Here is a 25,053-nt window from a genome sequence, read left to right on the forward strand (position 1 = left end):
CTAATAGAGAACAGCATTCTTATCTCTGGCATTAATTCACATCATTCTCAACCTGAGTTCATGAATCCATGCACGATCAGCGCCTGAAAGATATCGTCCCCTTTGTGGCAAGCGTCGAGAGCGGCAGCTTTACCGCCGCCGCAACACGCCTGCACGTGACCGGTTCTGCCATCAGCAAAAGCGTGAGTCGGCTGGAAGCCCGACTGGGGTCGCGCCTGCTCGAACGCACCACCCGCCACCTGCAGCTGACCGATGCCGGACAGGCCTATTACCAGACCTGTATCCGCATCATGGAAGAGCTGGCGGAAGCCGAATCGGTGCTGGCGGCCCAGCGCATCATTCCTTCAGGGCGGCTGCGCCTCGCGGTGCCAAACACCTACGGACGAGTAAGCGTCATGCCGCTGCTTATCCCCTTCTGCCAGCAAAACCCGGAGCTGGAACTCAGCCTCACCTTCTCTGACCGCTTTGTTGATCTTTTTGAAGAGGGAATTGATGTTGCCGTGCGGATTGGCGACACCGGGCCGCTGCCCGCCTCGTTGGGGTGCAAACTGCTGGGACGTGAAAAGATGGTGTTTTGCGCCTCGCCTGCCTATCTCAAAGCGCACGGCAGGCCGCAGACTGTGGAAGCGTTACTGCAGCATCAGGCCATTTTGTATGAACGCGTCGACGGGACGGTAAAGCCCTGGCTGTTTATCACCGAAGATAATCATCTGCGCTGGCGCACGGTCCCCTTTCGCATGGCGCTGGGGGATGTGGATGCTCAGATTCAGGCTGTCTGCGCCGGGCTGGGGGTTGCGCAAAGCCCGACATGGCTTATTCGTAATCAGCTGGCCTCCGGTGAACTCGAGATAGTATTACCAGACGTACAACCGGAGGGGCTGGCGCTGACGCTCGTCTGGCCGCGTCGCAAACAGTTACTGCCGAAAGTGGACGCGCTACTGAACGCCCTCAGCGCTCTTGAAATCAGGGCACCGGATACACCTCTGACGGATCGGGCCACGGTGTGAGAACGTCAAACCCGGTGGAAGTGACGGCGACCATATGTTCCCACTGGGCTGAGAGCGAACGGTCTTTAGTTACCACCGTCCAGCCATCGGAAAGCACGCTGGTCGCCGCTTTCCCGGCGTTTATCATCGGCTCGATGGTAAAGATCATCCCCTCTTTCAGCACCAGGCCCGTACCCGGCTTGCCGTAATGCAGTACCTGGGGCTCATCATGATAAATTTGTCCCACACCGTGTCCGCAATACTCTCTTACTACTGAGAACCCTGCGCCTTCCGCAACCTGCTGGATAGCAGCACCGACATCCCCCAGTGTTGCGCCCGGTTTTACCACCCGGATACCCGCAACCATCGCCTCGTAAGTCACGTTGATCAGTCTGTTGGCACGAACCGACGGTTCGCCAACCACGTACATACGACTGGTATCGCCATACCAGCCGTCTTTGATGATGGCCACGTCGATATTAACGATATCGCCTTTTTTCAAGACCTTAGCGGAAGGAATACCGTGACAGACCACATGGTTGACCGACGTGCAGACGGTGCGGGTATAGCCGTGATAACCAATATTCGCCGGAATAACCTTGAGCGTATCGCGAATATAGTCGTGACAGAGCGTGTCGAGTTCGTCGGTGGTGACGCCCGGGCGCACATGGTGCTTGATCATCTCCAGCACGTTCGCGGCCGCATGCCCGGCCGCACGCGCCATCTCAACCTCTTGTTGAGTATGAATTTTTACGTTACTCACTGTGCTTCCTGCTCCATCGGTATTGAAAGGGCTTCGCCGTCGATAAGGGTATGAATATCGACGCCACCATTGCGCTCTGCCTGAATAAGCAGCCGCGTCAGCTGCTGATGAGTGAGGTGTGGGTAGAGTTCAGCCAGCATGCCCACTTTAAGCCAGTGTTCTGCCTGCGCGTTGACTGAACGGCTTAGCGCATTACTGGCCAACCGCAGGTTCTCATGCATCAGATCGGAGATTTTTACAATGCCCATAACTCACCGTATACGTTTTATATATGAAACGTATAATACACCAAATCCCTGAGTGAGGAAGCAGAAAAGCGGAGAGCGACCGGCCCGGCAGATACGGGTTCGGACATCTGGTCAGAGAGGAGATAAAACTTTCTTGCGGCAGGCACACCACGTGCCAGAAGAAAGAACGCCTACGTTTAACCGGCTACATTCCCTCCATAAGCTTAAACTGATGGAGGGTTAAGGGGTAATAGAAGATATACCCCTGGACACCGATATTTTTATACTTTTTAAGCAGGTTGAGATCGGCTTTCTTTTCCACACCTTCGCAAATGATATTGACGTTAAGGCGAAAAATAGTGGTCAGGATAGTATGAAGCGAAAGTCGTTTAGCCTCATTGCGCCCGATACCATCGACTATCGAACGATCTAATTTAATGGTATCAAAATCAAATAAACCCAAACTTTCTAACTGAATATTACCCGCACCAAAGTCATCAAGTGAGATCGAAAAACCATACTCCTTTGCTTCTTTTAAAAATCTCTCACACTGGATGAGCTGCTCTTTGGTCACTTTTTCGCTTATTTCTATTTCAATGTTTTGTGGATTGACACCCTGGCAGGCGCATTCTAAATAAAATTTTTCAGGATATGTCGTATCATTCAGTAGTGAGTGAGAAAAATTAAATGATACTTTTAGATTCTGTTTTTTTGCAATCAAACTACAAATTAGTTTAAAAATAAAATCTGTAATTATATTAACCGAGCCCGTTCTTTCTGCTTTATCTATTACTGTTTATGTGGATACTTGCGTTCCATTTTCATTTTTAAATCGGGCGAGGGCTTCGTACTGGTCAATTTTTTGTGCATGCAGACTTACAATCGGCTGAAAAGCCGCAGTCATATGAAACTTTTCATCCTCGAATTCAAAAATCCTTGTTTCCATTTATTTATTGTTCCATTGACCGGCAAGAATACTTTCACATTTCGCCATACATTACACATTCTAATCATTTATTACGGATCTTTAAAAATTGTTTTAAATGATCAATATTTATCTTTTGATAGGTTTTAACTATCGCGATTATTTCAATGATCGCTACAAGCTATTTAACTTATGGTCACTAACCAGGCCCGCGGTAACAAACGGCGAAAATCGGCCTTAAAGCAGAAATATAATCCATTGATTAAATTAAGAAATATCGATTTTTATTATCATATGATCGCGGATATATTTTCACTTGAAATACATTCATATTACTTATATAGCTAATTTCACAAATTATTAACAAAAACAGATAAGCCAGACGACACCCCAATTCAGCAGCCCTATATATAAGTGTCTTTCATGTTTTCGGGCGGAAACCTGGCGCAAGGGAAAAGCATAATATTGTATAAGACAGACAGATGTCGTCTGAGTTAAGTATGTGGGAAATTTGCGCCAGGGTGCAGCAAAACAGTGTCTCGGTGGAGAGTTAAAAACGGCAACAAACATCCGCAATCCGGCTGGTTCACTGTTATAAATTTTAAGCAGTTGTAAACCTACGGGTTGAAAAGCTCCTGTCTTACCACCTGTTGCCGTGAATCAGCGGGTTAAAAACGTGGTCGTGCGGTGGCATTTTTTGGGCATCAGGCGCAGGGAGTGCCTTCAGGTACGGAGATCTTCCATCAAGGCGCATCGTAACAGGCGGGTTAAAACCTTCCCTAAGAGCTGCTTGTTCTGCATAGAGATTAATTATTTTCGCAGAAGTATGCACAAAACTAAAAACAAGCTACTTTTAATTGATAATAGAGATTTTTCTGATGTACTGATGCCGTAACATTAAGGAGGGACTGAAATGACGATGAGTACCAGAGTTGAGTTTCTAAACCCCACTCAGACAATCCGTTTACCGGTATACAGTGCTGAAACGGCTTTTATCAAAACGGTAGAAGATGAACTCAGAGGGCTGGGTTTTCCTGTCAGCAACAAAGCTGTCATCCTGGCGATCATTCGTCACCTCGAAGAGGAACGCGATCCGCAACGATCCGCTTTATACCGCAGCGCACTGGAAATGGTCGTCAGAACAACACCTGATGATTTGTGATTCAGTAGATAAAAATGAAAATAAACCGCTAATAAATCAATGCTTTTTTTCTCCCCGCGTGGGAGGATCGTTATTAAGATAGTGCATTAGCGTGTCTGAACCGCAATTTTTATCGCCTCCCCATTGCGTCGCCCCTTTTCTTTTATCGCTCGAAAAGGAATAAGTCCGACGAATTTCTTCTATCGCAGCCGCCAGCGCATCCCGTCTTGTTTCACGGGTTTCCGTTTCGCAATGGCGAATCAGTAGCCCCAGTAGTGCCTCATGAGAGATAGGCGCATCAGCTTCCAGCAGTTCAAGAATGGCGTCACCAATTACGATTTCAACAAGGCTTTCTTTGGCATTTTTGTACATGGTGCCTTCCTTAGTTTTTATTCTGCCTGACCCGAACATACGGGTTGCCTCACTCACCCAGTTTCTGGGTCAGTAGCAGACGCAGAATATCTGCATAGTGGGCTTCAAGGACGGCAGGGGTGGTTTGATCAATGCGCCCCGCTACCGCCACACACAGGCTTTGGCGAGTAATGATTCGTCCTTCACGGATCATTTCCACAACGATAGCGCCGAGGGTCTGCTCAATACAGAGCATTTCTCCTCCCGGCGGCAGTACTATCTTGTCCCGACCATCACTACGTGAGTCACTCATATTTAACCTTTTCTTTAAGTAGAGGAAAATATCTATATGACAGCGCGCTAAAACATGGCGCAAAAATGCGCGCTTCGCATTGTGTCATCTGAGAGAAAGAATTGAAAGGATATCCCGGAAATGAAAGTGTGCAGACTGGGAGAAATGCTGAGATTAATGACCTGATTTTGGGAAATATTGAACGTAATCAACCCTGGCGGCATAAGATGCCCCAGGGCTGTCGTTAGCTACTCATGCTGGTTATCTCGGGTTGCACAAGGTAGTTTTTATACAAAAGCTCATGAGCGCGAACTTGTCCGATGGCCAGGGTATAGTGCAATCGCTGGTCATTATCGTCAGTCATCATGCGCTCGTCCCTTAACTGTCGTATCAGGTTGGCATACGTTATTTTTGACTGCGACTCCAGTAACTGAGCCGTTGCCTCGCAAATAAGCATGTCGGTTAACCTAGTGGTGGTTTTCATTATATCCTCCTCATGGTTGAAACTCATGCTGCCAACTTTATTAGCGACTGTTATTATTGAATAAATTACTGCATTTTTTGCTGCACGCGTTTCCGTGCGTCCTGATAAATTGCTTTACGTTCTGCCATCTCTGTATTCTCCTCTTCCTGCATCAGAATTTGGATCAGACCGCGAGTAGTCACCGGAAGACCTTTTCTAATCAGTTGTGTAGTCGCAATACCGATTGCTTCACGAATTAATTCTTCTTTTGTCAAACCATCATTATCGGTTTGTTTTTCCATAGTTATGGTAAGCCCTCCTGTTTAAGGGATAATCAATTATGGGTAACGTCCTGGCTGTTATAAACGGCAGTATCTTTAATTGCTTCTATTTGAAGTTGCAGCGTTTATTATGCCGGGCATAGATAGCTCCCTGTCCCGGTTTTGAACCGGAATAGTGGCCAATAATTTTAGAATTAGTGGCTGAGCGTTACATCAGGATTAACTACGTAAGGGTAGCTAATTGATGAAAGTGGCGGATCCGCTTAATAGCGCTCGCCCTTGCAGGATTTGTGTACGATGCACATGATTAGTCGCCTCCTTCTCCTGCCTGATTAAAGTCTCAATAAGTGACTCGCAGGATAGTTCCGCATCATTTTGAATATTCTCAAGTACTGCGTCACCGATAGAAATATAACCCAATTTATTTTCATCATCGCTTATCATTAATATTCCTCCTTTATTAATGTTTTGATGTAAATAATTGACTTACATTTTAAGTATAGCCTTTGGTTATCTAAAATTATTTTATTCAGGGAATTCTTAGATGAGGGGGGCACTGAAAATTAGAAAATGTCCATTTTAAGGAGAAAAGAGAACGACTATTTTTTAATAATTACAATGTAATAAGAAGGAGATAAGGGGGATAGCGCCCCCCGAAAGGTAATAGTTAGTTTTCTAATCCGCTAAGAATAATGGCCTCACTCTAGACATCATGGTGGGTAATGGAGAACCCCTGTTTTTGCCAGTGCGTTAATTGCTCCTGCTGATAACGTGACAGCGTTTTATCCGTCAAGACGAATATCTGTTGCCCGGGGAAAAGCTCCGGCCGGGGCGAGTCCAGCGGCTCGGCCAGGACATCAACATTCCAGCCGCGCTGCGATAAACGCCAGGCTTCAAGCCACAAACGTGTCCTGTCCTCAATGCTCCAGCCAATAAGCAGGGCATCTTTGCCGAGTTTTTTACGCGCGCGCGTTAAAGATAAAATGACATGATCGATAAGGATGCCATCCAGCAGGCTGCACATGGTCCGCGCGGTATTTTGATCCAGCGAAAGCCGCTGACGCACCGGCACAAAAACATGGTCAATGAGTGCATCAACAGGGTGTTCACGACAAAACGCAGCGATGGTAGTGCGAAGTCTGGCGGGGCGGACATGGCGCAGAGAGGACATTAACTCTTCCTGCAGTGACTCCCACCCTTCGTGCGACGCCACTTTTTTCTCTTCCAGCAGTGCCTTAACCTTGCCAACCGGTACGCCGCTTTCGATCCATCGTTTAATGTTTTCGATACGTTGAATATCGTCTTCATCAAACTGCCGATGCCCGCCTTCGCTTCGCTGAGGCTTAAGCAAACCATAGCGCCGCTGCCATGCGCGCAGGGTGACTGGGTTAATGCCGCATCGTTCGGCTACATCGCCAATACTGTAAAAGGTCATCAGTTCCCTCGTACTCAAACCCGATACATGTATATCTAAACTAGCTAATACGAACAGGTTGTACAATTCATTTTATGCTGTACAACTAAGGAACAGCGGGAGCACAAGCATAACCCGAATTCTATAGAAATCAGAACCACAATTTTCAGCATGGGGAGGAAAGGAACTCCATACCACCAGAAACGGGAATCCTGGTAGTATGGATTAATTCAGGAGAGTAGATAGGAGAAAAACGTCAGATTCAGACCTTTTTTTCTGGCCATGAAACCTCCGGGATCCCGCCCAGCAGCGGGCTTGCGAAGAGATATCCCTGGAACTGAGATATGCCCGCTGACTCGAGCCACATCCACTCTTCCGCCTGTTCTACCCCCACTGCTGAAACCATGATCTCAAGGGAGATACAACATTTGATGATGGCTTGTACAATTGCCTGGCGAGGACCACTCTTATGTACATCTTTGATGAGATCGCGATTAATTTTGATGCGCTCAGGCTGAAACTGGGACAGCAGCAGCAGTCCGGCGAAACCAGCACCAAAATGGTCGATAGCTACCCTGAAGCCAGCGCCTTTAAGCAGCTTAACGCCCTCGGTGAACTCATCGAGGCGGGAGATAACTTCGCTTTCGGTAAATTCAACAATCACCTGCTCCGGCACCAGACCATTGGCTTTACTCTCTTCGAGCAGGAAATTCACCGCGCCGGGCACCTTCACCAGCGTCATCGGCAGCAGGTTCACAGAGAGCGTCTGCTCGCCCAGGTTTAACGCTGCCGCCATGGCAAATGCCACTTTCTTGCTTCGCAAATCAGCTTCATAGATATCGTCACCCTGCCGTCCGGCAAACCAGGCCTGGGGCGAGTCACCGTCCGGCGTACGAAGTAACGCTTCCAGCGACACGACCTCACGCGCGAACGGGTCAATGATAGGCTGAAAAGCAAAATGGCACCCTGCTTCACGGTCGGCGCTGACAGTCGTGGGGACGGCGTCAGGTTCATCAGGAATAAAATCCCAGGAATCGCCCGGAGGGATCTCAAAATAGTTTTCTTTTTCAAGATCTTCAACAAAGGTTCGGAAGAACTGAAGGGCGCGGTCTTCATAGGTCAGCTGGTACTTTGACGTGCCTTTATCCAGTACATTCTGCAGCACTTCTTCCCGATCGTATTCGCGCAAATCGAAGAGTTCCATACCACACTTACCGAACCGACGTGAGGGGGCATAGTCTCGCAGCAGCTCAACAATATTGTAATGACGGTTATCCCGGCAAATATGACCGTAGATGGTCGACACCTTTTCTTCAGGCCCTTCCAGCAACTGGAAAAAATGCGTGCCGTTAAAAAGCAAAATACCCGTTACGTCTACATGCCAGTTCTTATTATTGGCAGAGGAAACCATATCTTCGAGCACATTAAACGGGACATTATCGCAAATATGGCTGCGGTAAATGATTGTTGTAAGCATGAACGATCCGAGAGAAAGCGTTGTAATCACCACATTAGCAGAGGCATGCGCGGGAGGCCTTTTAACCATCGTGACCATCGGCGGGTATACAACTGATTGATGTTAAAATGACAAAAAACCCTGCAATCCTTGAGGCTTTACTTATCACTTTCTGGCTACTTCAGCTTACAGTGTAGAACGAAAACGCAATTTTCTCCTCTTTCTTTGCATCTATCTCTTTGAAAATTAACTATTAGCATTTATTGATCAAAAAGATCGACATATTTGTACAACTTTTCTGTACAGATTTCCTATAGTTGTATAACTTAGATGCTTCCTTTACTGATTATTGGTTTTACAGGAGTGACCCATGCAGCAGAACGGCTACCTTCCGGATACAGCGAATGCGATTGCCCAGTACTTCAACAAGGCAAGCTTGCCGACTCAGCAAGAGACGCTTGGGCAAATCGTGGTGGAGATCCTCAAAGATGGCCGCCATCTGAACAGAAAATCACTCTGTACAAAACTTCTGAGCCGACTGGACCAGGCTTCCTCTCCTGAAGAGGAGAGCCACTATCAGATGTTGATTGGCTTGCTCTTTGGTCCAGATTAAACAAAACGCAGCACGATCACCTGGTGAACTGAGTTAATTCTGGTGGGTATTCCATAAGCCTGCCGCCTGTACCGGAGGATTGACTCACTGCCGCGTTTCATTATCTGAACGGTGCGGCAATCAGAGATGCAGTTATGAAAAGTAGTGAACACGAACAACTGACCGATGAACTGATTGGAGAAGCGGTACTCTCTCTTCTTCAGGATAACGGTCCTATTAACACGCTGTCCCTCATTGCACGGTTGCAAACGATGAAAAGCAACGAGCGAGAGCGCCAACGCCAGGAGATGCTGTCGCGTCTGATTGATGAAATTAGTCACAGCCATATTACTCCTGCTGGTGAAGAAGAAGGCGTTAAGCAACATGAGTGGAACGGGGATAGCGGAGATAATGTTTACCCATTATTCGGCGATCGCCAGCGGCAGGGGCGCAGTAAAAAACACTGACGTACCCGGCATCAATCATAAATTTAAGGCGTGAAAAAATGAGCCAAGCGATGTTTGACCCATCAGAGCAATATGAAAACCTGCCTGCTAACGCACTTACCGACTATTTTAAAAATGCGGGTGAAGTGCTGGCGGAAGAGGCAGCTATTCTCGGCGGCGTGATTCGCAGCATCCTTGCCTATGAAGGGCAGATAACTAACAAGGCCATTATTCTGCGGCTGATCAATCTCCTGGAGAACACGGAAGATGTGGTCACCGGTGACATCATCCGCAAAACGCTGGAGATTGTGGTCGACCACACGCTGGATGATATCTAAGCCTGCGCGTCTACCAGGGCCTGCGCACAAGCCCAGGCGCTTGACCACGCCCACTGGAAGTTATAACCGCCAAGCCAGCCAGTAACGTCCACGACCTCGCCGATGAAATAGAGGCCAGGTACATTACGCGCCTCCATCGTGCGGGAGGAGAGCTCATGGGTATCGACCCCGCCGAGCGTGACTTCCGCAGTACGATACCCTTCCGTACCGTTTGGTTGAACACGCCAGTTTGTCAGTGTTTCGATGAGGCTGTGCTGATCGCGAACGTTCAGTTGTTTCAAAGTGACGTCGGGAACCTGACCCAACTGTTGCAGACACTCCACCACTCTTTTCGGCAGGCAAATCGCCAGGGTATTTTTCAGACTTTGATTTGGATGAGCCTGACGCTGTTCGTTCAGCAGGCTTTCCAGATCGCACTCCGGCAGAAGATTTATACTCACGAACTCTCCCGCCTGCCAGTAGCTGGAAATTTGCAGTACTGCCGGACCCGAAAGCCCACGGTGAGTGAATAGCAGGTTTTCTTTAAAGAGGGTGCCGTCCTGAGCGGTAATAACGGCGGGAACTGACACCCCCGAAAGCACCTGAAACTGCTCAAGCATAGGCTTATGCAGCGTAAAGGGAACGAGCCCTGCCCGCGTTGGTAATACTTTCAGCCCAAACTGCTCAGCGATTTTATAGCCAAACGGCGACGCCCCAAGGCCCGGCATCGACAATCCACCGGAGGCAATCACCAGCTTTGACGTACACACCGTCTCACCATTTAGCTGCAGCGTATAACTGCTTTCATCGCGCGACACGCTCAACACCTCACTGCGCAGGCGCGTGGTGACGTTGCCTTTCTCGCACTCCGCCACCAGCATAGTGACGATTTGCAGAGCGGACTCATCGCAAAAGAGCTGGCCGAGGGTTTTCTCATGCCAGGCGATGCCATATTTCCCCACCAGTTCGATAAAATCCCACTGCGTGTAGCGGGCCAGCGCTGATTTGCAAAAATGAGGGTTCTGGCTGAGATACGCCGCCGGTTCGACATAAAGGTTGGTAAAGTTGCAGCGGCCACCGCCGGACATGAGGATTTTACGGCCAGGTTTTTTTCCGTTATCCAGTAATAGCACGCGTAAGCCCGCTTGCCCTGCCTGAGCGGCACAAAACATTCCTGCCGCACCGGCACCAATAACGATGACATCAAACCGTTCCACACTTCACCTCACTCTTTTTCGTCGCGCGGATTGTAAATTTTTCAAGCTGGTCGCACCAGCCCGAATATCCTACTTGCAAGCCATTCCCTTGAAAAATATAAGAATAACCTTAATGGCAGACGGTTAAATCATAAAGAATGTCAAAAAAAGTCCATATTTCACTTTGCCGATGTCCCTAAAGTCACTGATAATGCGCCGCGTTCATGTCCTCAAGATGGCGTAACGTCTATGCTACATTTATTTGCCGGCCTGGATCTCCATACCGGGTTATTACTTTTGCTTGCTCTGGTTTTTGTTCTGTTCTACGAAGCGATCAATGGCTTCCACGACACGGCAAACGCTGTAGCTACGGTTATCTATACTCGCGCTATGCGCTCGCAGTTGGCTGTTGTAATGGCGGCTGTGTTTAACTTCTTCGGTGTTCTGCTGGGGGGGCTAAGCGTCGCCTATGCGATCGTGCATATGTTACCAACCGACTTACTGCTCAACGTAAGTTCCGCTCATGGCCTCGCCATGGTCTTCTCTATGTTGCTCGCTGCGATTATCTGGAACCTGGGTACCTGGTATCTTGGTCTGCCAGCCTCCAGCTCCCATACTCTGATTGGCGCGATTATCGGCATTGGTTTAACGAACGCGCTGATGACCGGCACATCAGTGGTGGATGCGCTTAATATTCCAAAAGTGCTCAACATCTTTGGCTCCCTTATTATCTCTCCTGTCGTTGGGCTGGTGTTCGCCGGTGGCCTGGTCTATCTCCTGCGCCGCTTCTGGGGTGGTAGTAAAAAGCGTAATCGCATTCACCTTACCCCAGCTGAGCGTGAAAAACAGGACGGCAAAAGAAAGCCCCCGTTCTGGACGCGTATTGCCCTGATCCTCTCAGCTATCGGCGTGAGCTTCTCGCACGGCGCTAATGACGGTCAGAAAGGTATTGGTCTCATCATGCTGGTACTGATTGGCGTCGCACCCGCGGGCTTCGTGGTCAATATGAATGCGACCGGTTACGACATCACCCGTACCCGCGATGCGGTCAACAACGTGGAAACTTACTTCCAGCAGCACCCTGAACTGCTGCAGAAAGTGACGGGCGTTGACCCTATGGCCCCGGTTCCGGCACCAACGAATACTGTCGCTAATCCGTCAGAATTCCATTGCCATCCTGACCGCGCTATCGTCGCGCTCGACAGCGCAAAAGCGATGCTGACCGGTATCGAAAGTTACGACAAACTGCCGATTGAGCAGCGTAGCCAGCTGCGCCGCATTATGCTTTGCCTGTCCGATATCACCGATAAAGTGACTAAACTGCCTGAGGTCAATACTGACGATCAGCGTCTGCTTAAGAAACTGAAAGGCGATATGCTGAGCACCATCGAATATGCCCCTATCTGGATTATCATGGCCGTGGCACTGGCGTTAGGCCTGGGCACCATGATTGGCTGGCGTCGTGTGGCGACCACCATCGGTGAGAAAATCGGTAAGAAGGGCATGACCTATGCGCAAGGCATGTCAGCACAGATGACGGCAGCCGTCTCCATCGGTCTGGCAAGTTATACGGGGATGCCTGTCTCCACCACCCACGTACTCTCCTCCTCCGTTGCGGGGACGATGATTGTGGATGGCGGCGGCCTGCAACGTAAAACCGTCACCAGCATTCTGATGGCGTGGGTATTTACTCTGCCGGCGTCCATCCTGCTTTCGGGCGGTTTATACTGGATAGCGCTGAAGCTCATTTAAAAACACCAGCCTATATAATTCGCGTTGCAGGCAGGCGGTAATGTACATGCAACGTGGAGAATGACGGAAAGAACGGGTCAGCATGCTGGCCCGTTTTTTTATGCTCAGTGCCAGATCATCAGCGCGATTAAGCTCACGACGATCAAACCGCACAGCGCACTGGTTAAGATAAATTGCCCGCGGACTCGCTCACAACGGCGAATAAACTCATCATCATGATGATCGCGATAACGTTGAGCGTAGATATACCACACCAAACGCATCTGCTTACCAGGTTGCCCGTGGGAGGTAAAAAAGCCTCCGCCATCCACATATTGATAAAGCAATGGGTCACAACCACGCAGTACCACTAGCAAAGCACGTAACGACGAAAAGTAGCGTGCCATGTTAACAACACAAACGATGCATAAAGCCCAAAACAGCGCGACGGTGCTGATCATCATCTCTACTCCCCCGGCGACCCGCCCACGGAAACCTGCTCCGGGACTACCGCTCCCAGATATCACCCAAGTCATTCAGTAAAGAGTGTTACCAATAACCGATCGGGATCACAAACTTCTATCCGAACGGCTCTTTAAATAGTGTAGGAGATCAGTCTATTTTTTTGCCACATCGTTAAGCGTTCTATTCATTTTGTTAACAAACAGGCATTAAGTGATTCGTGATCGCGGTGGATTGACGCTTCCTGAAGAGAGTTATAAGGTAGAAATATCCTCTACAATGAGATCCTTAAGGCCGGGCGCTACCCGCGCAACTGGAAGGCAGGACCTGGGAAGTGCTACTGCATCATGGGGATAATCCCTGTGGTCATCGAAAACTTATGGAAGGAGTAACATTATGGCTTACAAACACATACTCATCGCGGTAGACCTCTCACCTGAAAGCAAATTGCTGGTTGAGAAAGCCGTTTCTATGGCGCGCCCTTACAACGCGAAAGTGTCCCTGATTCATGTCGATGTTAACTATTCCGATCTCTACACTGGCCTTATCGACGTTAACCTCGGCGATATGCAAAAGCGAATTTCTGATGAAACGCATCATGCCCTGACCGAACTCTCTGTTAATGCAGGTTATCCTATTACCGAAACCCTGAGCGGCAGCGGTGATCTGGGCCAGGTACTGGTCGATGCCATCAAAAAATACGATATGGATCTGGTGGTCTGCGGCCATCATCAGGATTTCTGGAGCAAACTGATGTCTTCGGCTCGCCAGCTGATTAACACGGTTCACGTCGATATGCTGATCGTACCGCTGAAGGACGACGAAGAAGAGTAATCAGACAAGCACACCACGATGACAACGCCCGCTGATGCGGGCGTTTTTTTGCTTTTTATGCTGAAGACCTGCCCTTCGGGCAAAAGAGGGTCAGTCCGTCTGTTCTTCCGGCGTACCGGCGTAAATATCAAACCGGTGGCCTTTGGTGGTCACGGCATTGGTCGTCGCCACGTCGGCCAGCGGCGGCGCATAGTCTGGTCGCTTCACCACCACCCGCCGGGTGGCAAGCAGGCGAGCAGGAGCCAGCAGCCCATCGGCGTCGATATCCGGCCCTACCAGCGACTGAAACACACGCATCTCCTTTTTCACCAGCGCGCTTTTCTGCTTATGCGGGAACATCGGATCGAGGTAGACCACCTGCGGGCGGGGCGAAATAGCCGTAAGCCCGGTCAGGCTCGAGGCATGAATCAGCTGCAACCGCTCCTGCAACCAGCCACCAATTTCCGGGTCGGCATAGCCGCGCGCCAGGCCATCATCCAGCAGCGCGGCGACCACCGGATTACGCTCTACCATCCGCACACGACAGCCTACCGAAGCCAGCACAAAGGCATCACGCCCCAGTCCTGCCGTGGCGTCCACCACGTCCGGCAGATAGCTGCCCTTGACGCCTACTGCTTTGGCGACCGCCTCACCGCGCCCCCCGCCAAATTTGCGCCGATGCGCCATCGCCCCGTCGACAAAATCCACATAAATACCGCCAAGTTTTGGCTCATCGCGTTTACGCAGTTCAAGACGGGAGGACGTGAGTACGAGCGCCATCAGGTTCGCGTCGTCATGTTCCAGCCCCCAGCGGGACGCAAGAACAGATAAGGCGCCATCGCTGGCGCCTGTTTCATCAAGTAAGCAGATCTTCACTACGCAGTACCCAAATCATTCAAGTTGCATCAAGACAACAGGGGAGCACATCCCCGGGAGCGTACAAGAGTACGTGACCCGGGTTGGCGAGTACAGTTGCCGCTGAGGCCGTCTGAAGGAGTAGAGGTATCAGCCCTCAATCCCGTAGTGCTCCAGCATCGCATCCAGCTGCGGTTCACGCCCACGGAAGCGTTTGAACAGCTCCATCGGCTCTTCCGAACCGCCACGGGTCAGGATGTTATCGAGGAAGGACTGACCGGTTTCGCGATTGAAAATCCCCTCTTCTTCAAAGCGCGAGTAGGCATCCGCCGCCAGCACGTCAGCCCACAGGTAGCTGTAGTAACCTGCCGCGTAACCGCCAGCAAAAATGTGGCTGAACGCATGCGGGAAGCGACCCCAGGAGGGGCTTTGCATCACGGAAACCTGCTTTTTGATCTCAAACAGCGTATCGAGGATTTTCGCACCCTGCTGCGGGTTGAATTCCGCATGCAGACGGAAGTCGAACAGGCCGAACTCCAGCTGACGAAGGATAAACAGCGCCGCCTGGTAGTTTTTCGCTTCCAGCATTTTATCGAGCAACGCCTTCGGCAGCGGCTCACCCGTCTCATAATGACCGGAGATAAACGCCAGCGCGTCCGGCTCCCAGCACCAGTTCTCCATAAACTGGCTCGGCAACTCAACGGCATCCCACGGCACACCGCTGATACCGGCCACCCCCGGGGTTTCGATGCGGGTCAGCATATGGTGCAGGCCGTGACCAAACTCATGGAACAGCGTGATCACTTCATCGTGCGTAAAGAGCGCTGGCTTGCCGTTAACCGGGCGGTTGAAGTTACAGGTGAGATAAGCGACAGGCTTTTGCAGCGAACCGTCCGCCAGGCGCATCTGCCCCACACAGTCGTCCATCCACGCGCCGCCGCGTTTATGCTCGCGCGCATAAAGGTCGAGATAGAAGCTGCCGCGCAGTTCGTTACTCTCATCGTACAGTTCAAAGAAACGCACGTCCGGATGCCAGACGTCGACATCGGTACGCTCTTTCGCCGTGATGCCGTAAATACGTTTTACGACTTCGAACAGGCCGCTCACGGCTTTATTCTCGGGGAAATAGGGGCGCAGTTGTTCATCGCTGATGCTGTACAGATGCTGTTTTTGCTTTTCGCTGTAGTACGCAATATCCCACGGCTGCAGGTCGTCGACACCGAACTCGCTTTTTGCGAAGGCACGAAGCTGCGCCAGTTCGCGCTGCCCCTGTGGACGCGCACGCTTTGCCAGATCGTTAAGGAAATCGAGCACCTGAGACGGATTCTCCGCCATTTTGGTCGCCAGTGATTTGAAGGCGTAGCTTTCAAAGCCGAGAAGCTGCGCCAGCTCGTGGCGCAGGGCGAGGATCTCTTCCATTACCGGACTGTTGTCCCATTTGCCCGCATTAGGGCCCTGGTCAGAAGCGCGGGTGCTGTAGGCACGATACATCTCTTCACGCAGCGACTGATTGTCGCAGTAGGTCAACACCGGCAGGTAACTTGGGATGTCCAGTGTCAGCAGATACCCCTGCTGCTCTTTGGCTTCAGCCTGCGCTTTCGCAGCGGCCAGCGCGCTTTCCGGCATACCGGACAGCTCGGCTTCATCGGTAATCAGTTTGCTCCAGCCCATGGTGGCATCCAGCACGTTGTTGCTGTACTGATTGCCCAGCTCAGACAGGCGCGCCGCAATTTCGCCGTAGCGTTTTTGTTTCTCTTTATCCAGACCAATACCGGACAGCTCAAAATCACGCAGGGCATTATCGACAGATTTTTTCTGCGCGGTATTCAGCGTGGCGTAGTGATCGCCGTCACGCAGGTCACGATACGCGTTATACAGCGCTTCATTCTGCCCGACCCAGGTACTGTACTCAGAGAGCAGTGGCAGGGTTTGTTCGTAAGCTTCACGCAGTTCCGGGCTGTTTTGTACCGAATTCAGGTGACTGACCGGAGAGAAAAGACGGCCCAGGCGATCGTCAGCTTCGGCCAGCGGCTGGCAAAGGTTGTCCCAGGTAAAAGGTCCGCTTTGTGCGACCACGCTTTCCACCGCCGTACGGCAATCATCCAGTGCCTTCGTAACGGCAGGCACGACATGCTCAGGCAGGATTTTTGAAAATGGCGGTAAATCGAAAGGCGTCAACAATGGATTGGTCATATGCGCAGTCCTGTCCTGTTTGAGAAAGTGAATGAAGCGCACAATCCGGCGCTCTGCATAACGTTGTAGCATGGGGCTAAGTGTAGAGGATTTCAATGGCAGGCGTTGCGCGCAACGGCTGATTGCTGCAATCGCCGCATCGCCCTGCTCTCTGATTCTTACTAAGGAATCAGGGTCATAAATTTTTCATCAATGCGTATACTCGTCATAACAACGACAAGGAGAACACATGTTGAATTTCATTCTGACGATATTGCCGCTGCTGGCGCTGATTGGGCTGGCACTCACTTTCCCGAAGTGGCGACGTCGTAAAAAGGGCGCCACAGCGGATAACGGCTTACGAAAAATATCTATCCCCACCAAAACCTTCCGCCCCGGTAAAGGTGGGCAGTTGTTACCAACAACGTATTATTTCGATGAAGAGAATTTTTATGAAATTCAGGTGGATGTGAAAAAATCGGTGCCATTGAGCGCAATAATTAAAGTCGAACGTGAAAGCATCGAAGTAAATAACCGCTCATTCTGGAAAGTCACTTACACCAACGAAGGCCAGACGAAACAGGTACGTTTTCGCCACAATTACACCCTGTTTAACACCGATTTCGCCGACTTTCTGGAGGCGGTAAAGCGCGCCAACCCCGAAGCCAGCGTGCGGGCACTAAATATTTTTACGCTCTGAACAGTAAGACGCTGCCAGAGTGTGCGGGCGGTGGCGTTTTCTTAAAAGTGGGTAACCACACGGCGGCGCGGTTTTCATCCTGTCAGGGTACGGATCGTCTTTGCCCCCGTCGTCTGGCATCTGGTCAATGGTGTCGCCCGCCATCAGTAAATTGAAACAAGCGCATCGGACAACGGCATTTCAACCCAATCTACGGTAAACTGTGCGCAATCACGTTCATTTTCTGGAATCTCTGCCTCCATGCTCAGTTATCGCCACAGCTTTCACGCTGGCAACCACGCCGACGTCTTAAAACACACCGTTCAGAGCCTGATCATCGAATCGCTCAAAGAAAAAGATAAACCCTTTATCTATCTGGATACCCATGCGGGCGCGGGGCGTTATCAGTTATCTGGCGAGCATGCCGAGCGTACCGGCGAGTATCTGGAAGGGATTGCGCGTATCTGGCAGCAGGATGATGTGCCTGCTGAGCTGGAGCCGTACATGAACGTACTGCGCCATTTCAACCGTAACGAAACCCTGCGTTACTACCCTGGCTCGCCGCTGATTGCCCGCCAGCTACTGCGTGAGCAGGACAGCCTTTTCCTCACCGAGCTGCACCCGAGCGACTTCCCGCTGCTGCGCCAGGAGTTTCAGAAAGATGAGCGCGCACGCGTAGAACGCGCCGATGGCTATCAGCAGCTGAAATCCAAACTGCCGCCCGTCTCCCGTCGCGGTATGGTATTGATTGACCCGCCCTATGAGATGAAATCCGATTACCAGGCGGTAGTCGCTGGCATTCATGAAGGCTACAAACGCTTTGCTACCGGCACCTATGCTCTGTGGTATCCGGTTGTGCTACGTGCGCAGATCAAGCGCATGATTAAAGAGCTTGAAGCCACCGGCATTCGCAAAATCCTGCAAATTGAACTGGCGGTGCGCCCGGATAGCGACCAGCGCGGCATGACCGCCTCCGGCATGATTGTCATTAACCCGCCGTGGAAGTTAGAAGCACAGATGAATAATGTACTGCCGTGGCTGCACCGTACACTGGTGCCAGGCGGAACCGGGCATACTCTCGTAAACTGGATAGTACCCGAGTAATCACAGCGATTGAGGGAACCTTCTGGGCTGCGCGCTACAATCTCGACACTTTTCAACCTCGTTCAGGATTAAGGAATATGAGCAAACACTACGACTATATCGCCATCGGCGGCGGCAGCGGCGGGATCGCCTCCATCAACCGCGCGGCGATGTATGGCCAGAAATGCGCGCTGATCGAAGCCAAAGAGCTTGGCGGTACCTGCGTGAACGTGGGTTGTGTGCCGAAAAAAGTGATGTGGCATGCGGCACAAATTCGTGAAGCTATCCACCTGTACGGCCCTGATTACGGTTTCGATACCACCATTAACCAGTTCGACTGGGCAAAACTGGTTGCCAGCCGTACCGCCTACATTGACCGCATCCATACGTCGTATGACAACGTATTGGGCAAAAACAACGTTGACGTGATCAGAGGCTTCGCCCGTTTTGTCGATGCGAAGACGGTCGAAGTGAACGGTGAGACGATCACTGCCGACCATATCCTGATCGCCACCGGCGGACGGCCGAGCCATCCGCGCATTCCGGGGGCAGAATACGGTATCGACTCCGATGGTTTCTTCGAATTACCCGCCCTGCCTGAGCGTGTCGCGGTAGTGGGCGCAGGTTATATCGCCGTTGAACTGGCAGGCGTAATTAACGGACTGGGCGCAGAAACGCACCTGTACGTGCGCAAGCATTCGCCGCTGCGTAGTTTCGACCCGATGCTCAGCGAAACCCTGGTGGAAGTTATGGATGCCGAAGGCCCGACACTGCACAAAGAAGCGGTTCCGAAAGCGGTGATTAAAAATGCCGACGGCAGCCTGACGCTGGAACTGGAAGATGGTCGTTCGCAGACCGTGGACTGCCTGATTTGGGCCATTGGTCGTGAGCCCGCCAACGACACTTTCAATCTGAAAGTGACCGGGGTGAAAACCGATGAAAAGGGCTACATTGTCGTCGATAAGTTCCAGAATACGTCAGTTGCTGGTATTTATGCGGTGGGTGATAACACCGGTGCCGTCGAGCTGACGCCCGTTGCCGTGGCCGCAGGCCGCCGTCTCTCTGAGCGTCTGTTTAACAACAAACCTGATGAGCACCTGGATTACGATAACATCCCGACGGTGGTCTTTTCCCATCCGCCTATTGGCACCGTGGGTCTGACCGAGCCGCAGGCCCGTGAACAGTACGGCGATGAGTCAGTTAAAGTCTACAAATCGTCCTTCACGGCGATGTATACCGCGGTGACCTCTCGCCGTCAGCCGTGCCGCATGAAGTTAGTCTGCGTCGGCCCGGAAGAGAAAATTGTCGGTATTCACGGCATTGGTTTTGGGATGGATGAAATGCTGCAAGGCTTCGCGGTCGCCCTGAAAATGGGTGCTACCAAGAAAGACTTTGATAACACCGTGGCGATTCACCCGACGGCGGCAGAAGAGTTTGTAACGATGCGGTAAGTGCCCAGTAGCCCGGACAGGTGAGCAGCACCACCTCCGGGAATCGTCGGCATCCCCCACTAAGGCCAGAACCTGTTCTGGTCTTTTTATTATTGATAATCCAGAGTGAATTCCGCACTCGACTTTATTGCTCCGGGTGTTATAGCCCCACTACCTTTATAGTAATAGTAGACATCAAATTTCAAATTTGTTGCCCCTGACGCACCTGTCCTTATTAAATGCGCGTTATTTACCTTAACCGGATTACCACCGTAAAAAAGCTGAAAGCCAACGTTATCATTGCCTGCCATAAGATTTTTGATGGCATTATCTGTGCCACTTAATACCGTCGCATTAAAGGTTATAGCGACGTCAGTATTATCATTACATTGCAGATTCAGATTAAGGGGTTTTGAAATAGCAGCATATTTCCCTACCCCGTTATTTACGAGATCGTTAAGTGATACTGAAGGTAATGTGATGGTCGCATCGTAATCACTGATGGTACAGGTATAAACGGGCGGCTCGACTTTATCCTGTAGCGTAAAGGTGATGGTATAGGTTTCTCGATCAAACCCTCCTGATACCCCAGAACGGCGCTCCAGTATCACCGTCGCCAGTACGGTGCCACTGGCCAGGGTCACCGCCGTACCCGCCAGTTTGACGGATATCCCCAATGTATCTTTCATGCCACTGTAAGATGTTGTCGAACAGTTTATATCCGGCCAGACGCACAGATTACTGGAGCTGATGGTTTCCGCCGACGCCACGGCCGTGGCACCTGTACTCACCGAGCTGTTACCGCCAGCCACCTGTAAGGTACGGGTAAAACCGCTCAGGCCGCTGTGGTAACGTACCGATCTTACCCGCATGGCATCCTGCCATGATCCATTTACTGAACCATTACAATTCTGAATAACTCCGTCGGGGAGAGTAAAGATTGTGCTTTTGGTGGTAAAGGTTGATGCAGGAACCGGCACATCAACTGTTTGGGTTGAACAACTAAAACTCCATGCAGCGCAGGGAAACAGAAGAGCGCACCAGGCAATTGCCAGCAGAAAACCGATTACATTCCTTTTTCTCATTGACCACCCCTCCTATGAATATTGACAGAAACTTCATGAAGTAAGTGTAGGAACGCGGCTGTATCAAGAATATAAATTAATCATGGCAAATGTGGCAAAAAGAAATGAAAACTTGAATGCAAATAAATATTTCATCTTAAATAGAATCAAATTATCCAGCATCCACTATTTTGTAAGATTTTATAATGGAAAACACTAACAAAAATAGCACTTACATTGATAATACCGGTTATATTTTAAGGCCTCCTGAATATTTTATTACCATAATGCTAATTTAACCTCCCCTTAGACATTCTACGCCTCATTGCCGATCGCTCCTGACATTATACCGTCACCTCTCGCCGTCAGCCGTGCCGCATGAAGTTAGTCTGCGTCGGCCCGGAAGAGAAAATTGTCGGTATTCACGGCATTGGTTTTGGGATGGATGAAATGCTGCAAGGCTTCGCGGTCGCCCTGAAAATGGGTGCCACCAAGAAAGACTTTGATAACACCGTGGCGATTCACCCGACGGCGGCAGAAGAGTTTGTAACGATGCGGTAAGCAGGTGGTAATAAGGCGCCGCCAGCCACGGCGGCGCATGGCGGGCAGCAGCTCATCGGTGCGCTGAATCAGCGAAGCGACCATCACGGAAAACTACTGTTGCCAGACAGCGGCGTCCGTTCCCTGCGCAGTCGCAGGCGGCGGGCCATCGGAGTTATTGACCAGAATAGCGATATCGCCCCAGTGCGCACGACGATACGCTTCGTCAAATTCAGCCGGCCCCTGTCATCGCGGCAACGGTTTTATTCTCATTGCACGCTATTATCGCTGTGAAACGTAAAATTACCGGGATTGCTCACGCCTTGAGGGAGAGAGTGAACATGTGATGCTGATGATCACCGCCTTCGCCTTTTGTACCTTGCTTCTCTGCCGTTCATTAAGAAGAACGACAGAGAACATTAATCGTGCCCTAAAAGACGAAATCACAACATCAATGGCATAGTCAGTTATATGACACTAAGAACTCTGCCTGCGAGCGAACGGGACCCGTTTTTATTTCGCCACCTTTATAATAGTAATAAGCCTTAAATTTAAGTTCTTCACTGGCGGCGGCGGCGCTTGAAACCTGCATAATTGTTTCATCTACTTTAACGGCATTATTATTATAAACCATCTGTATACCAATATTATTGTTTGCAGTGTCACTATTAGTCAGTACGTCATTGGTCGCAACGCCTGACATTGGATCCCCTTTGAATTTAATGCTCACTTTGGGTTTATCCGTACATTGCAATTTAATACTGAAATCTTTCTGTGCCGCGCTGTAACGACCCGGCCCCTGGCTTTGAATATCGCTACGCATAACGGAGGGCAAGGTAACAAGTTCATCGTATCCCGTAACATCACATGTCGGATTGACCACCGTGATAGCGTTGCTTTGTGTATAAAGATAGACTTTAGCTGTAGAAACCCCTGAGTTTGAATACTGAGCAAGCCATACGATGGCAATGTTTGTACCCGCCCTGATGGGTGTATAGGATGTCATACTATTACGTTTAAGCCTTACCGAAATACCTTCGGTATAGGATTTTTGTACATGGGGAGACCCATAGACCGAACAGTACCTGTCTGGCCAAACGCAAGAGTAGATACGTGAGGAGGCACTGCCCCAGGATCCCGAACCAATTTTCATCTCTACTGTAAATCCTTTATTGGTAAACTCTGAATTTACAGACACATCAGTAATGATTACTCTGTCTCGACTGTTTGTGTCCGGCCATCCTTCAGCCCAGACCTTAGCCTCTGAACTCACATTACTGGACGTAACATTGCCAAGTTTTTCAATGTTATCATCGGCGTTTATGGTGAGATAACCATTATACGAAGTTCCAAAAAAGAAAGCCTCAGCTGTAGCCGGGAAAAACACGGCGCTGGCTGTTATCAAAAACAGAATCAGGAGAGATTTTTTATCCTGATAGTCAGAGAGATACTTCCAATTCCATTTTTTCATCAAAATCCCTTATTCTGTTTGAATAGCCGCAATACGATAATAAAGCCCGGGATAGTTAAAACGTTACTGTTAACTGGCACTACCCTATGGTTCCGCTGAGGAAGTAAAAATGCGGGTCATGATTAATCATCAAAACTATAAAATCAACATCATGTAATAATTAAATAAAAAAATCAGAAAAGTGCATACGTCTTACCGTAACAGGAACAATGAATAGAAAGAATGGCCTGGAAAATAAGCAGAGATAATGATTCAATGAAGATTCATTTATATGGCGAGCAAATTAATTATGCAGTCCGTTTTCAGACTTTTATTCAGCGGATAATCTCTGAGAAACAGGTTAGTTATTCCGACCAGTAGCTGGAAAACAATTAAAGACGATTTGCAGTTGAAAAAACAGGCTCAATGTTTGCCTGTAAAAGAGATAGCCGACCCGACCGGGTCGGCTATCGTTTATGGTCAAAGCTTAAAACTGCCCACTACGTTTTCAAGCTGTACCGTCTGTTCTTCCATCGACTGGGCGGCGGCGGCCACCTGTTCTACCAGCGCGGCGTTCTGCTGCGTTGTGCTGTCGAGCTGGTTAACGGCGATGTTGATTTGCGCAATGCCACGGCTCTGTTCGTCGCTAGAAGAACTGATCTCTGAAATCAGCACATTGACGCTTTCCACTTTCTCCATCAACCTATCCATATTGGTGCCGGCCTGGCGCACCAGGCCGCTGCCCTGCTCAATGCTGCTGACGGACTCTTCCGGGATGGCGAAACGTGGGCGGTCAGCGCATTAAACCCTTTATCGGTAGCCTGGAGATGACATGATCTGCCAGGCAACAAACAACACGACGGCGACGATTACCAGCAGAACGATTTTGCCCAATGCGCCTCCGCCACCACCACTGCTTACAGGAAGTTCAGTCACCACCATGGTCGCTTTTTCCGGCAGGTCAAAACCACACTGCAACTCTTTCACGGTGGTTTCAGTTAATGGTGGCGGGTTCCTACGGAAGGGGAAAACCTCTACAAAGCGGGTGCGGTCTGTATTAAACGTATCCGGCAGGCTATGTACCTTATCGCCGACGCGCGGATCATGAAAATCGAAGGTTTTTCCTGCAGGCACATCCGTCCTGCCCAGGGCCCGATCGAAAACAACCAGCTCGGTATCGCTGCTATTAATAAACTTAGCAAAAGAGCTTACCAGGTAGTATTTAGCGCTGTGATAGTGAACCGTGTTTCCCCGAGTAACACCCTGACCAACAATATCTTTCTGCGCGCTATAAGCGATTCGGGTCTCAACCCGACACTCTCTTATTTTTAATAACGGCAGCACCCACTCATATCCCTGTGAAATGCGCGCCTGGCAAAGTGCTTTATAAGCAGAAACATCACCGGATTTGTACAACGCATGCAGTTCCAGCAGCGTTGCCAAAATAAAGAATTGCTCTCCCGCTGACTTGAGATCATCGCAACCTTTATTGATAAGCTCTTCGACCAACGCAATCAGCGCATTAAGACTGGCGACATGCTGCATCGCCTCTTCACTACTTAAATTACGATTATTAAAAAGTTGGAGTTTTTCAGGCAGTTTCAGCGTGGCTTTTCGCTGCATCCGCAGAATACGAAGCCCTGCCGCCTTTACCCCACCCTCCAGCGCCAGCATATAGTGGTGTTTCGCGCGTTCAACATCGGGCTGTGTACCTTCACCCACATTGTAGCAATAAGCAATATTATAATGCGCTTTGGGGTCATTGGTTGTATTAGCAATATTTGTCCATTCAATGAACGCAGCATAAAAATCATCCGGGAGTTTATTGCCGATAAAATAAAGGAGACCGTCTTTAATTAATCCGTCTATTTTTTCTTTCATGAATGCCCCAAAATAAAACGTCAAATATTATTGCGTTTATTCC

27 protein-coding genes and 3 pseudogenes are annotated in these 25,053 nt (G+C 50.0%); 11 read left to right on the plus strand and 19 right to left on the minus strand.

The window, feature by feature from the left end; all coding sequences use genetic code 11:
* The first annotated feature begins 68 nt into the window (after window positions 1–68).
* Window positions 69–1,007: a LysR family transcriptional regulator gene (locus tag M1D91_RS22060; protein ID WP_437433456.1), complete on the plus strand. Its 939-nt coding sequence runs from the start codon at window positions 69–71 to the stop codon at window positions 1,005–1,007.
* Here the strand turns inward: M1D91_RS22060 and map are convergent.
* From map to M1D91_RS22075, 3 genes are all read right to left on the minus strand, one after another.
* Window positions 964–1,749 carry a type I methionyl aminopeptidase gene (gene map, locus M1D91_RS22065; protein ID WP_437433455.1) on the minus strand — a complete coding sequence of 262 codons (786 nt, stop codon included), beginning with the start codon at window positions 1,747–1,749 and terminating at the stop codon, window positions 964–966. The genes M1D91_RS22060 and map overlap by 44 nt on opposite strands.
* Window positions 1,746–1,997: a ParD-like family protein gene (locus M1D91_RS22070; RefSeq protein ID WP_437433454.1), complete on the minus strand. Its 252-nt coding sequence runs from the start codon at window positions 1,995–1,997 to the stop codon at window positions 1,746–1,748. Before M1D91_RS22070 ends, map begins: the two co-directional genes overlap by 4 nt.
* A gap of 184 nt (window positions 1,998–2,181) precedes the next feature.
* Entirely contained in the window at window positions 2,182–2,766 is a 585-nt protein-coding gene (locus M1D91_RS22075; RefSeq protein WP_437433475.1) for an EAL domain-containing protein, read from the minus strand.
* A gap of 1,048 nt (window positions 2,767–3,814) precedes the next feature.
* Here M1D91_RS22075 and M1D91_RS22080 point away from each other — a divergent pair.
* A complete protein-coding gene (locus tag M1D91_RS22080) occupies window positions 3,815–4,063 on the plus strand; it encodes a biofilm development regulator YmgB/AriR family protein (protein WP_437433453.1) in 249 nt (82 codons plus the stop codon).
* A gap of 36 nt (window positions 4,064–4,099) precedes the next feature.
* On the opposite strand, the gene M1D91_RS22085 is transcribed toward M1D91_RS22080, so the two are convergent.
* From M1D91_RS22085 to M1D91_RS22115, 7 genes are all read right to left on the minus strand, one after another.
* Entirely contained in the window at window positions 4,100–4,414 is a 315-nt protein-coding gene (locus M1D91_RS22085) for a hypothetical protein (RefSeq protein WP_437433452.1), read from the minus strand.
* 49 nt (window positions 4,415–4,463) lie between these two features.
* Window positions 4,464–4,706 carry a hypothetical protein gene (locus M1D91_RS22090; protein WP_437433451.1) on the minus strand — a complete coding sequence of 81 codons (243 nt, stop codon included), beginning with the start codon at window positions 4,704–4,706 and terminating at the stop codon, window positions 4,464–4,466.
* 223 nt (window positions 4,707–4,929) lie between these two features.
* Complete coding sequence (locus M1D91_RS22095; protein ID WP_437433450.1) at window positions 4,930–5,169, minus strand: hypothetical protein; 240 nt, start codon at window positions 5,167–5,169, stop codon at window positions 4,930–4,932.
* A gap of 65 nt (window positions 5,170–5,234) precedes the next feature.
* A complete protein-coding gene (locus tag M1D91_RS22100; RefSeq protein ID WP_437433449.1) occupies window positions 5,235–5,450 on the minus strand; it encodes a hypothetical protein in 216 nt (71 codons plus the stop codon).
* Between the two features lie 216 nt (window positions 5,451–5,666).
* Window positions 5,667–5,873 carry a hypothetical protein gene (locus M1D91_RS22105; RefSeq protein ID WP_437433448.1) on the minus strand — a complete coding sequence of 69 codons (207 nt, stop codon included), beginning with the start codon at window positions 5,871–5,873 and terminating at the stop codon, window positions 5,667–5,669.
* 259 nt (window positions 5,874–6,132) lie between these two features.
* Complete coding sequence (locus tag M1D91_RS22110; protein ID WP_437433447.1) at window positions 6,133–6,864, minus strand: MerR family transcriptional regulator; 732 nt, start codon at window positions 6,862–6,864, stop codon at window positions 6,133–6,135.
* Between the two features lie 241 nt (window positions 6,865–7,105).
* Complete coding sequence (locus M1D91_RS22115; protein WP_437433446.1) at window positions 7,106–8,320, minus strand: diguanylate phosphodiesterase; 1,215 nt, start codon at window positions 8,318–8,320, stop codon at window positions 7,106–7,108.
* A 349-nt stretch (window positions 8,321–8,669) separates the two neighbouring features.
* Here M1D91_RS22115 and ycgZ point away from each other — a divergent pair, with 349 nt between their 5' ends.
* From ycgZ to M1D91_RS22130, 3 genes are all read left to right on the plus strand, one after another.
* Complete coding sequence (gene ycgZ, locus M1D91_RS22120) at window positions 8,670–8,912, plus strand: regulatory protein YcgZ (protein ID WP_437433445.1); 243 nt, start codon at window positions 8,670–8,672, stop codon at window positions 8,910–8,912.
* Between the two features lie 134 nt (window positions 8,913–9,046).
* The gene (locus M1D91_RS22125) at window positions 9,047–9,358 is read left to right on the plus strand and encodes a hypothetical protein (protein ID WP_437433444.1); all 312 of its coding nucleotides are present in this window, start codon (window positions 9,047–9,049) and stop codon (window positions 9,356–9,358) included.
* 50 nt (window positions 9,359–9,408) lie between these two features.
* The gene (locus M1D91_RS22130; RefSeq protein ID WP_437433474.1) at window positions 9,409–9,675 is read left to right on the plus strand and encodes a biofilm development regulator YmgB/AriR family protein; all 267 of its coding nucleotides are present in this window, start codon (window positions 9,409–9,411) and stop codon (window positions 9,673–9,675) included.
* On the opposite strand, the gene M1D91_RS22135 is transcribed toward M1D91_RS22130, so the two are convergent.
* Window positions 9,672–10,871: a BaiN/RdsA family NAD(P)/FAD-dependent oxidoreductase gene (locus M1D91_RS22135; RefSeq protein ID WP_437433443.1), complete on the minus strand. Its 1,200-nt coding sequence runs from the start codon at window positions 10,869–10,871 to the stop codon at window positions 9,672–9,674. The genes M1D91_RS22130 and M1D91_RS22135 overlap by 4 nt on opposite strands.
* A gap of 228 nt (window positions 10,872–11,099) precedes the next feature.
* On the opposite strand from M1D91_RS22135, the gene pitA reads away from it, so the two are divergent.
* Complete coding sequence (gene pitA, locus M1D91_RS22140; protein WP_437433442.1) at window positions 11,100–12,602, plus strand: inorganic phosphate transporter PitA; 1,503 nt, start codon at window positions 11,100–11,102, stop codon at window positions 12,600–12,602.
* Between the two features lie 104 nt (window positions 12,603–12,706).
* Here pitA and uspB read toward each other — a convergent pair whose 3' ends face one another.
* A complete protein-coding gene (gene uspB / locus M1D91_RS22145; RefSeq protein WP_437433473.1) occupies window positions 12,707–13,042 on the minus strand; it encodes a universal stress protein UspB in 336 nt (111 codons plus the stop codon).
* Window positions 13,043–13,439: 397 nt separating this feature from the next.
* On the opposite strand from uspB, the gene uspA reads away from it, so the two are divergent.
* On the plus strand, window positions 13,440–13,877 hold the full coding sequence (uspA, locus tag M1D91_RS22150) for a universal stress protein UspA (protein ID WP_437433441.1): 438 nt from the start codon (window positions 13,440–13,442) through the stop codon (window positions 13,875–13,877).
* 90 nt (window positions 13,878–13,967) lie between these two features.
* Here the strand turns inward: uspA and rsmJ are convergent, their stop codons facing one another.
* Both rsmJ and prlC read right to left on the minus strand, forming a co-directional pair.
* The gene (gene rsmJ, locus M1D91_RS22155) at window positions 13,968–14,732 is read right to left on the minus strand and encodes a 16S rRNA (guanine(1516)-N(2))-methyltransferase RsmJ (protein ID WP_437433440.1); all 765 of its coding nucleotides are present in this window, start codon (window positions 14,730–14,732) and stop codon (window positions 13,968–13,970) included.
* A gap of 129 nt (window positions 14,733–14,861) precedes the next feature.
* Window positions 14,862–16,904: an oligopeptidase A gene (gene prlC / locus M1D91_RS22160; protein WP_437433439.1), complete on the minus strand. Its 2,043-nt coding sequence runs from the start codon at window positions 16,902–16,904 to the stop codon at window positions 14,862–14,864.
* A gap of 229 nt (window positions 16,905–17,133) precedes the next feature.
* On the opposite strand from prlC, the gene M1D91_RS22165 reads away from it, so the two are divergent.
* The 3 genes from M1D91_RS22165 to gorA all read left to right on the plus strand — a co-directional run bounded on the left by M1D91_RS22165 (window position 17,134) and on the right by gorA (window position 20,096).
* Window positions 17,134–17,583 carry a hypothetical protein gene (locus tag M1D91_RS22165; protein ID WP_437433438.1) on the plus strand — a complete coding sequence of 150 codons (450 nt, stop codon included), beginning with the start codon at window positions 17,134–17,136 and terminating at the stop codon, window positions 17,581–17,583.
* A 240-nt stretch (window positions 17,584–17,823) separates the two neighbouring features.
* Entirely contained in the window at window positions 17,824–18,666 is an 843-nt protein-coding gene (locus M1D91_RS22170; protein WP_437433437.1) for a 23S rRNA (adenine(2030)-N(6))-methyltransferase RlmJ, read from the plus strand.
* 77 nt (window positions 18,667–18,743) lie between these two features.
* A complete protein-coding gene (gorA, locus tag M1D91_RS22175; protein WP_437433436.1) occupies window positions 18,744–20,096 on the plus strand; it encodes a glutathione-disulfide reductase in 1,353 nt (450 codons plus the stop codon).
* 89 nt (window positions 20,097–20,185) lie between these two features.
* Here gorA and M1D91_RS22180 read toward each other — a convergent pair whose 3' ends face one another.
* The gene (locus M1D91_RS22180; RefSeq protein WP_437434604.1) at window positions 20,186–21,160 is read right to left on the minus strand and encodes a fimbrial protein; all 975 of its coding nucleotides are present in this window, start codon (window positions 21,158–21,160) and stop codon (window positions 20,186–20,188) included.
* Between the two features lie 330 nt (window positions 21,161–21,490).
* Here M1D91_RS22180 and M1D91_RS22185 point away from each other — a divergent pair.
* Window positions 21,491–21,700 (plus strand): annotated as a pseudogene (locus M1D91_RS22185) (glutathione-disulfide reductase); the annotation flags it as partial.
* A 3-nt stretch (window positions 21,701–21,703) separates the two neighbouring features.
* On the opposite strand, the pseudogene M1D91_RS22190 reads toward M1D91_RS22185, so the two are convergent.
* The 4 genes and pseudogenes from M1D91_RS22190 to M1D91_RS22205 form a co-directional block, all read right to left on the minus strand.
* Window positions 21,704–21,892: pseudogene (locus tag M1D91_RS22190) on the minus strand (SDR family oxidoreductase); the annotation flags it as partial.
* Between the two features lie 250 nt (window positions 21,893–22,142).
* Window positions 22,143–23,150 (minus strand): fimbrial protein, encoded by a 1,008-nt coding sequence (locus M1D91_RS22195; protein ID WP_437433434.1) that lies wholly within the window; start codon window positions 23,148–23,150, stop codon window positions 22,143–22,145.
* Between the two features lie 459 nt (window positions 23,151–23,609).
* Window positions 23,610–23,900: pseudogene (locus tag M1D91_RS22200) on the minus strand (methyl-accepting chemotaxis protein); the annotation flags it as partial.
* A gap of 39 nt (window positions 23,901–23,939) precedes the next feature.
* Window positions 23,940–25,010 (minus strand): SEL1-like repeat protein, encoded by a 1,071-nt coding sequence (locus tag M1D91_RS22205; RefSeq protein ID WP_437433433.1) that lies wholly within the window; start codon window positions 25,008–25,010, stop codon window positions 23,940–23,942.
* Between the last annotated feature and the right edge of the window lie 43 nt (window positions 25,011–25,053).

It is taken from the genome of Enterobacter sp. SA197 (assembly GCF_054131575.1).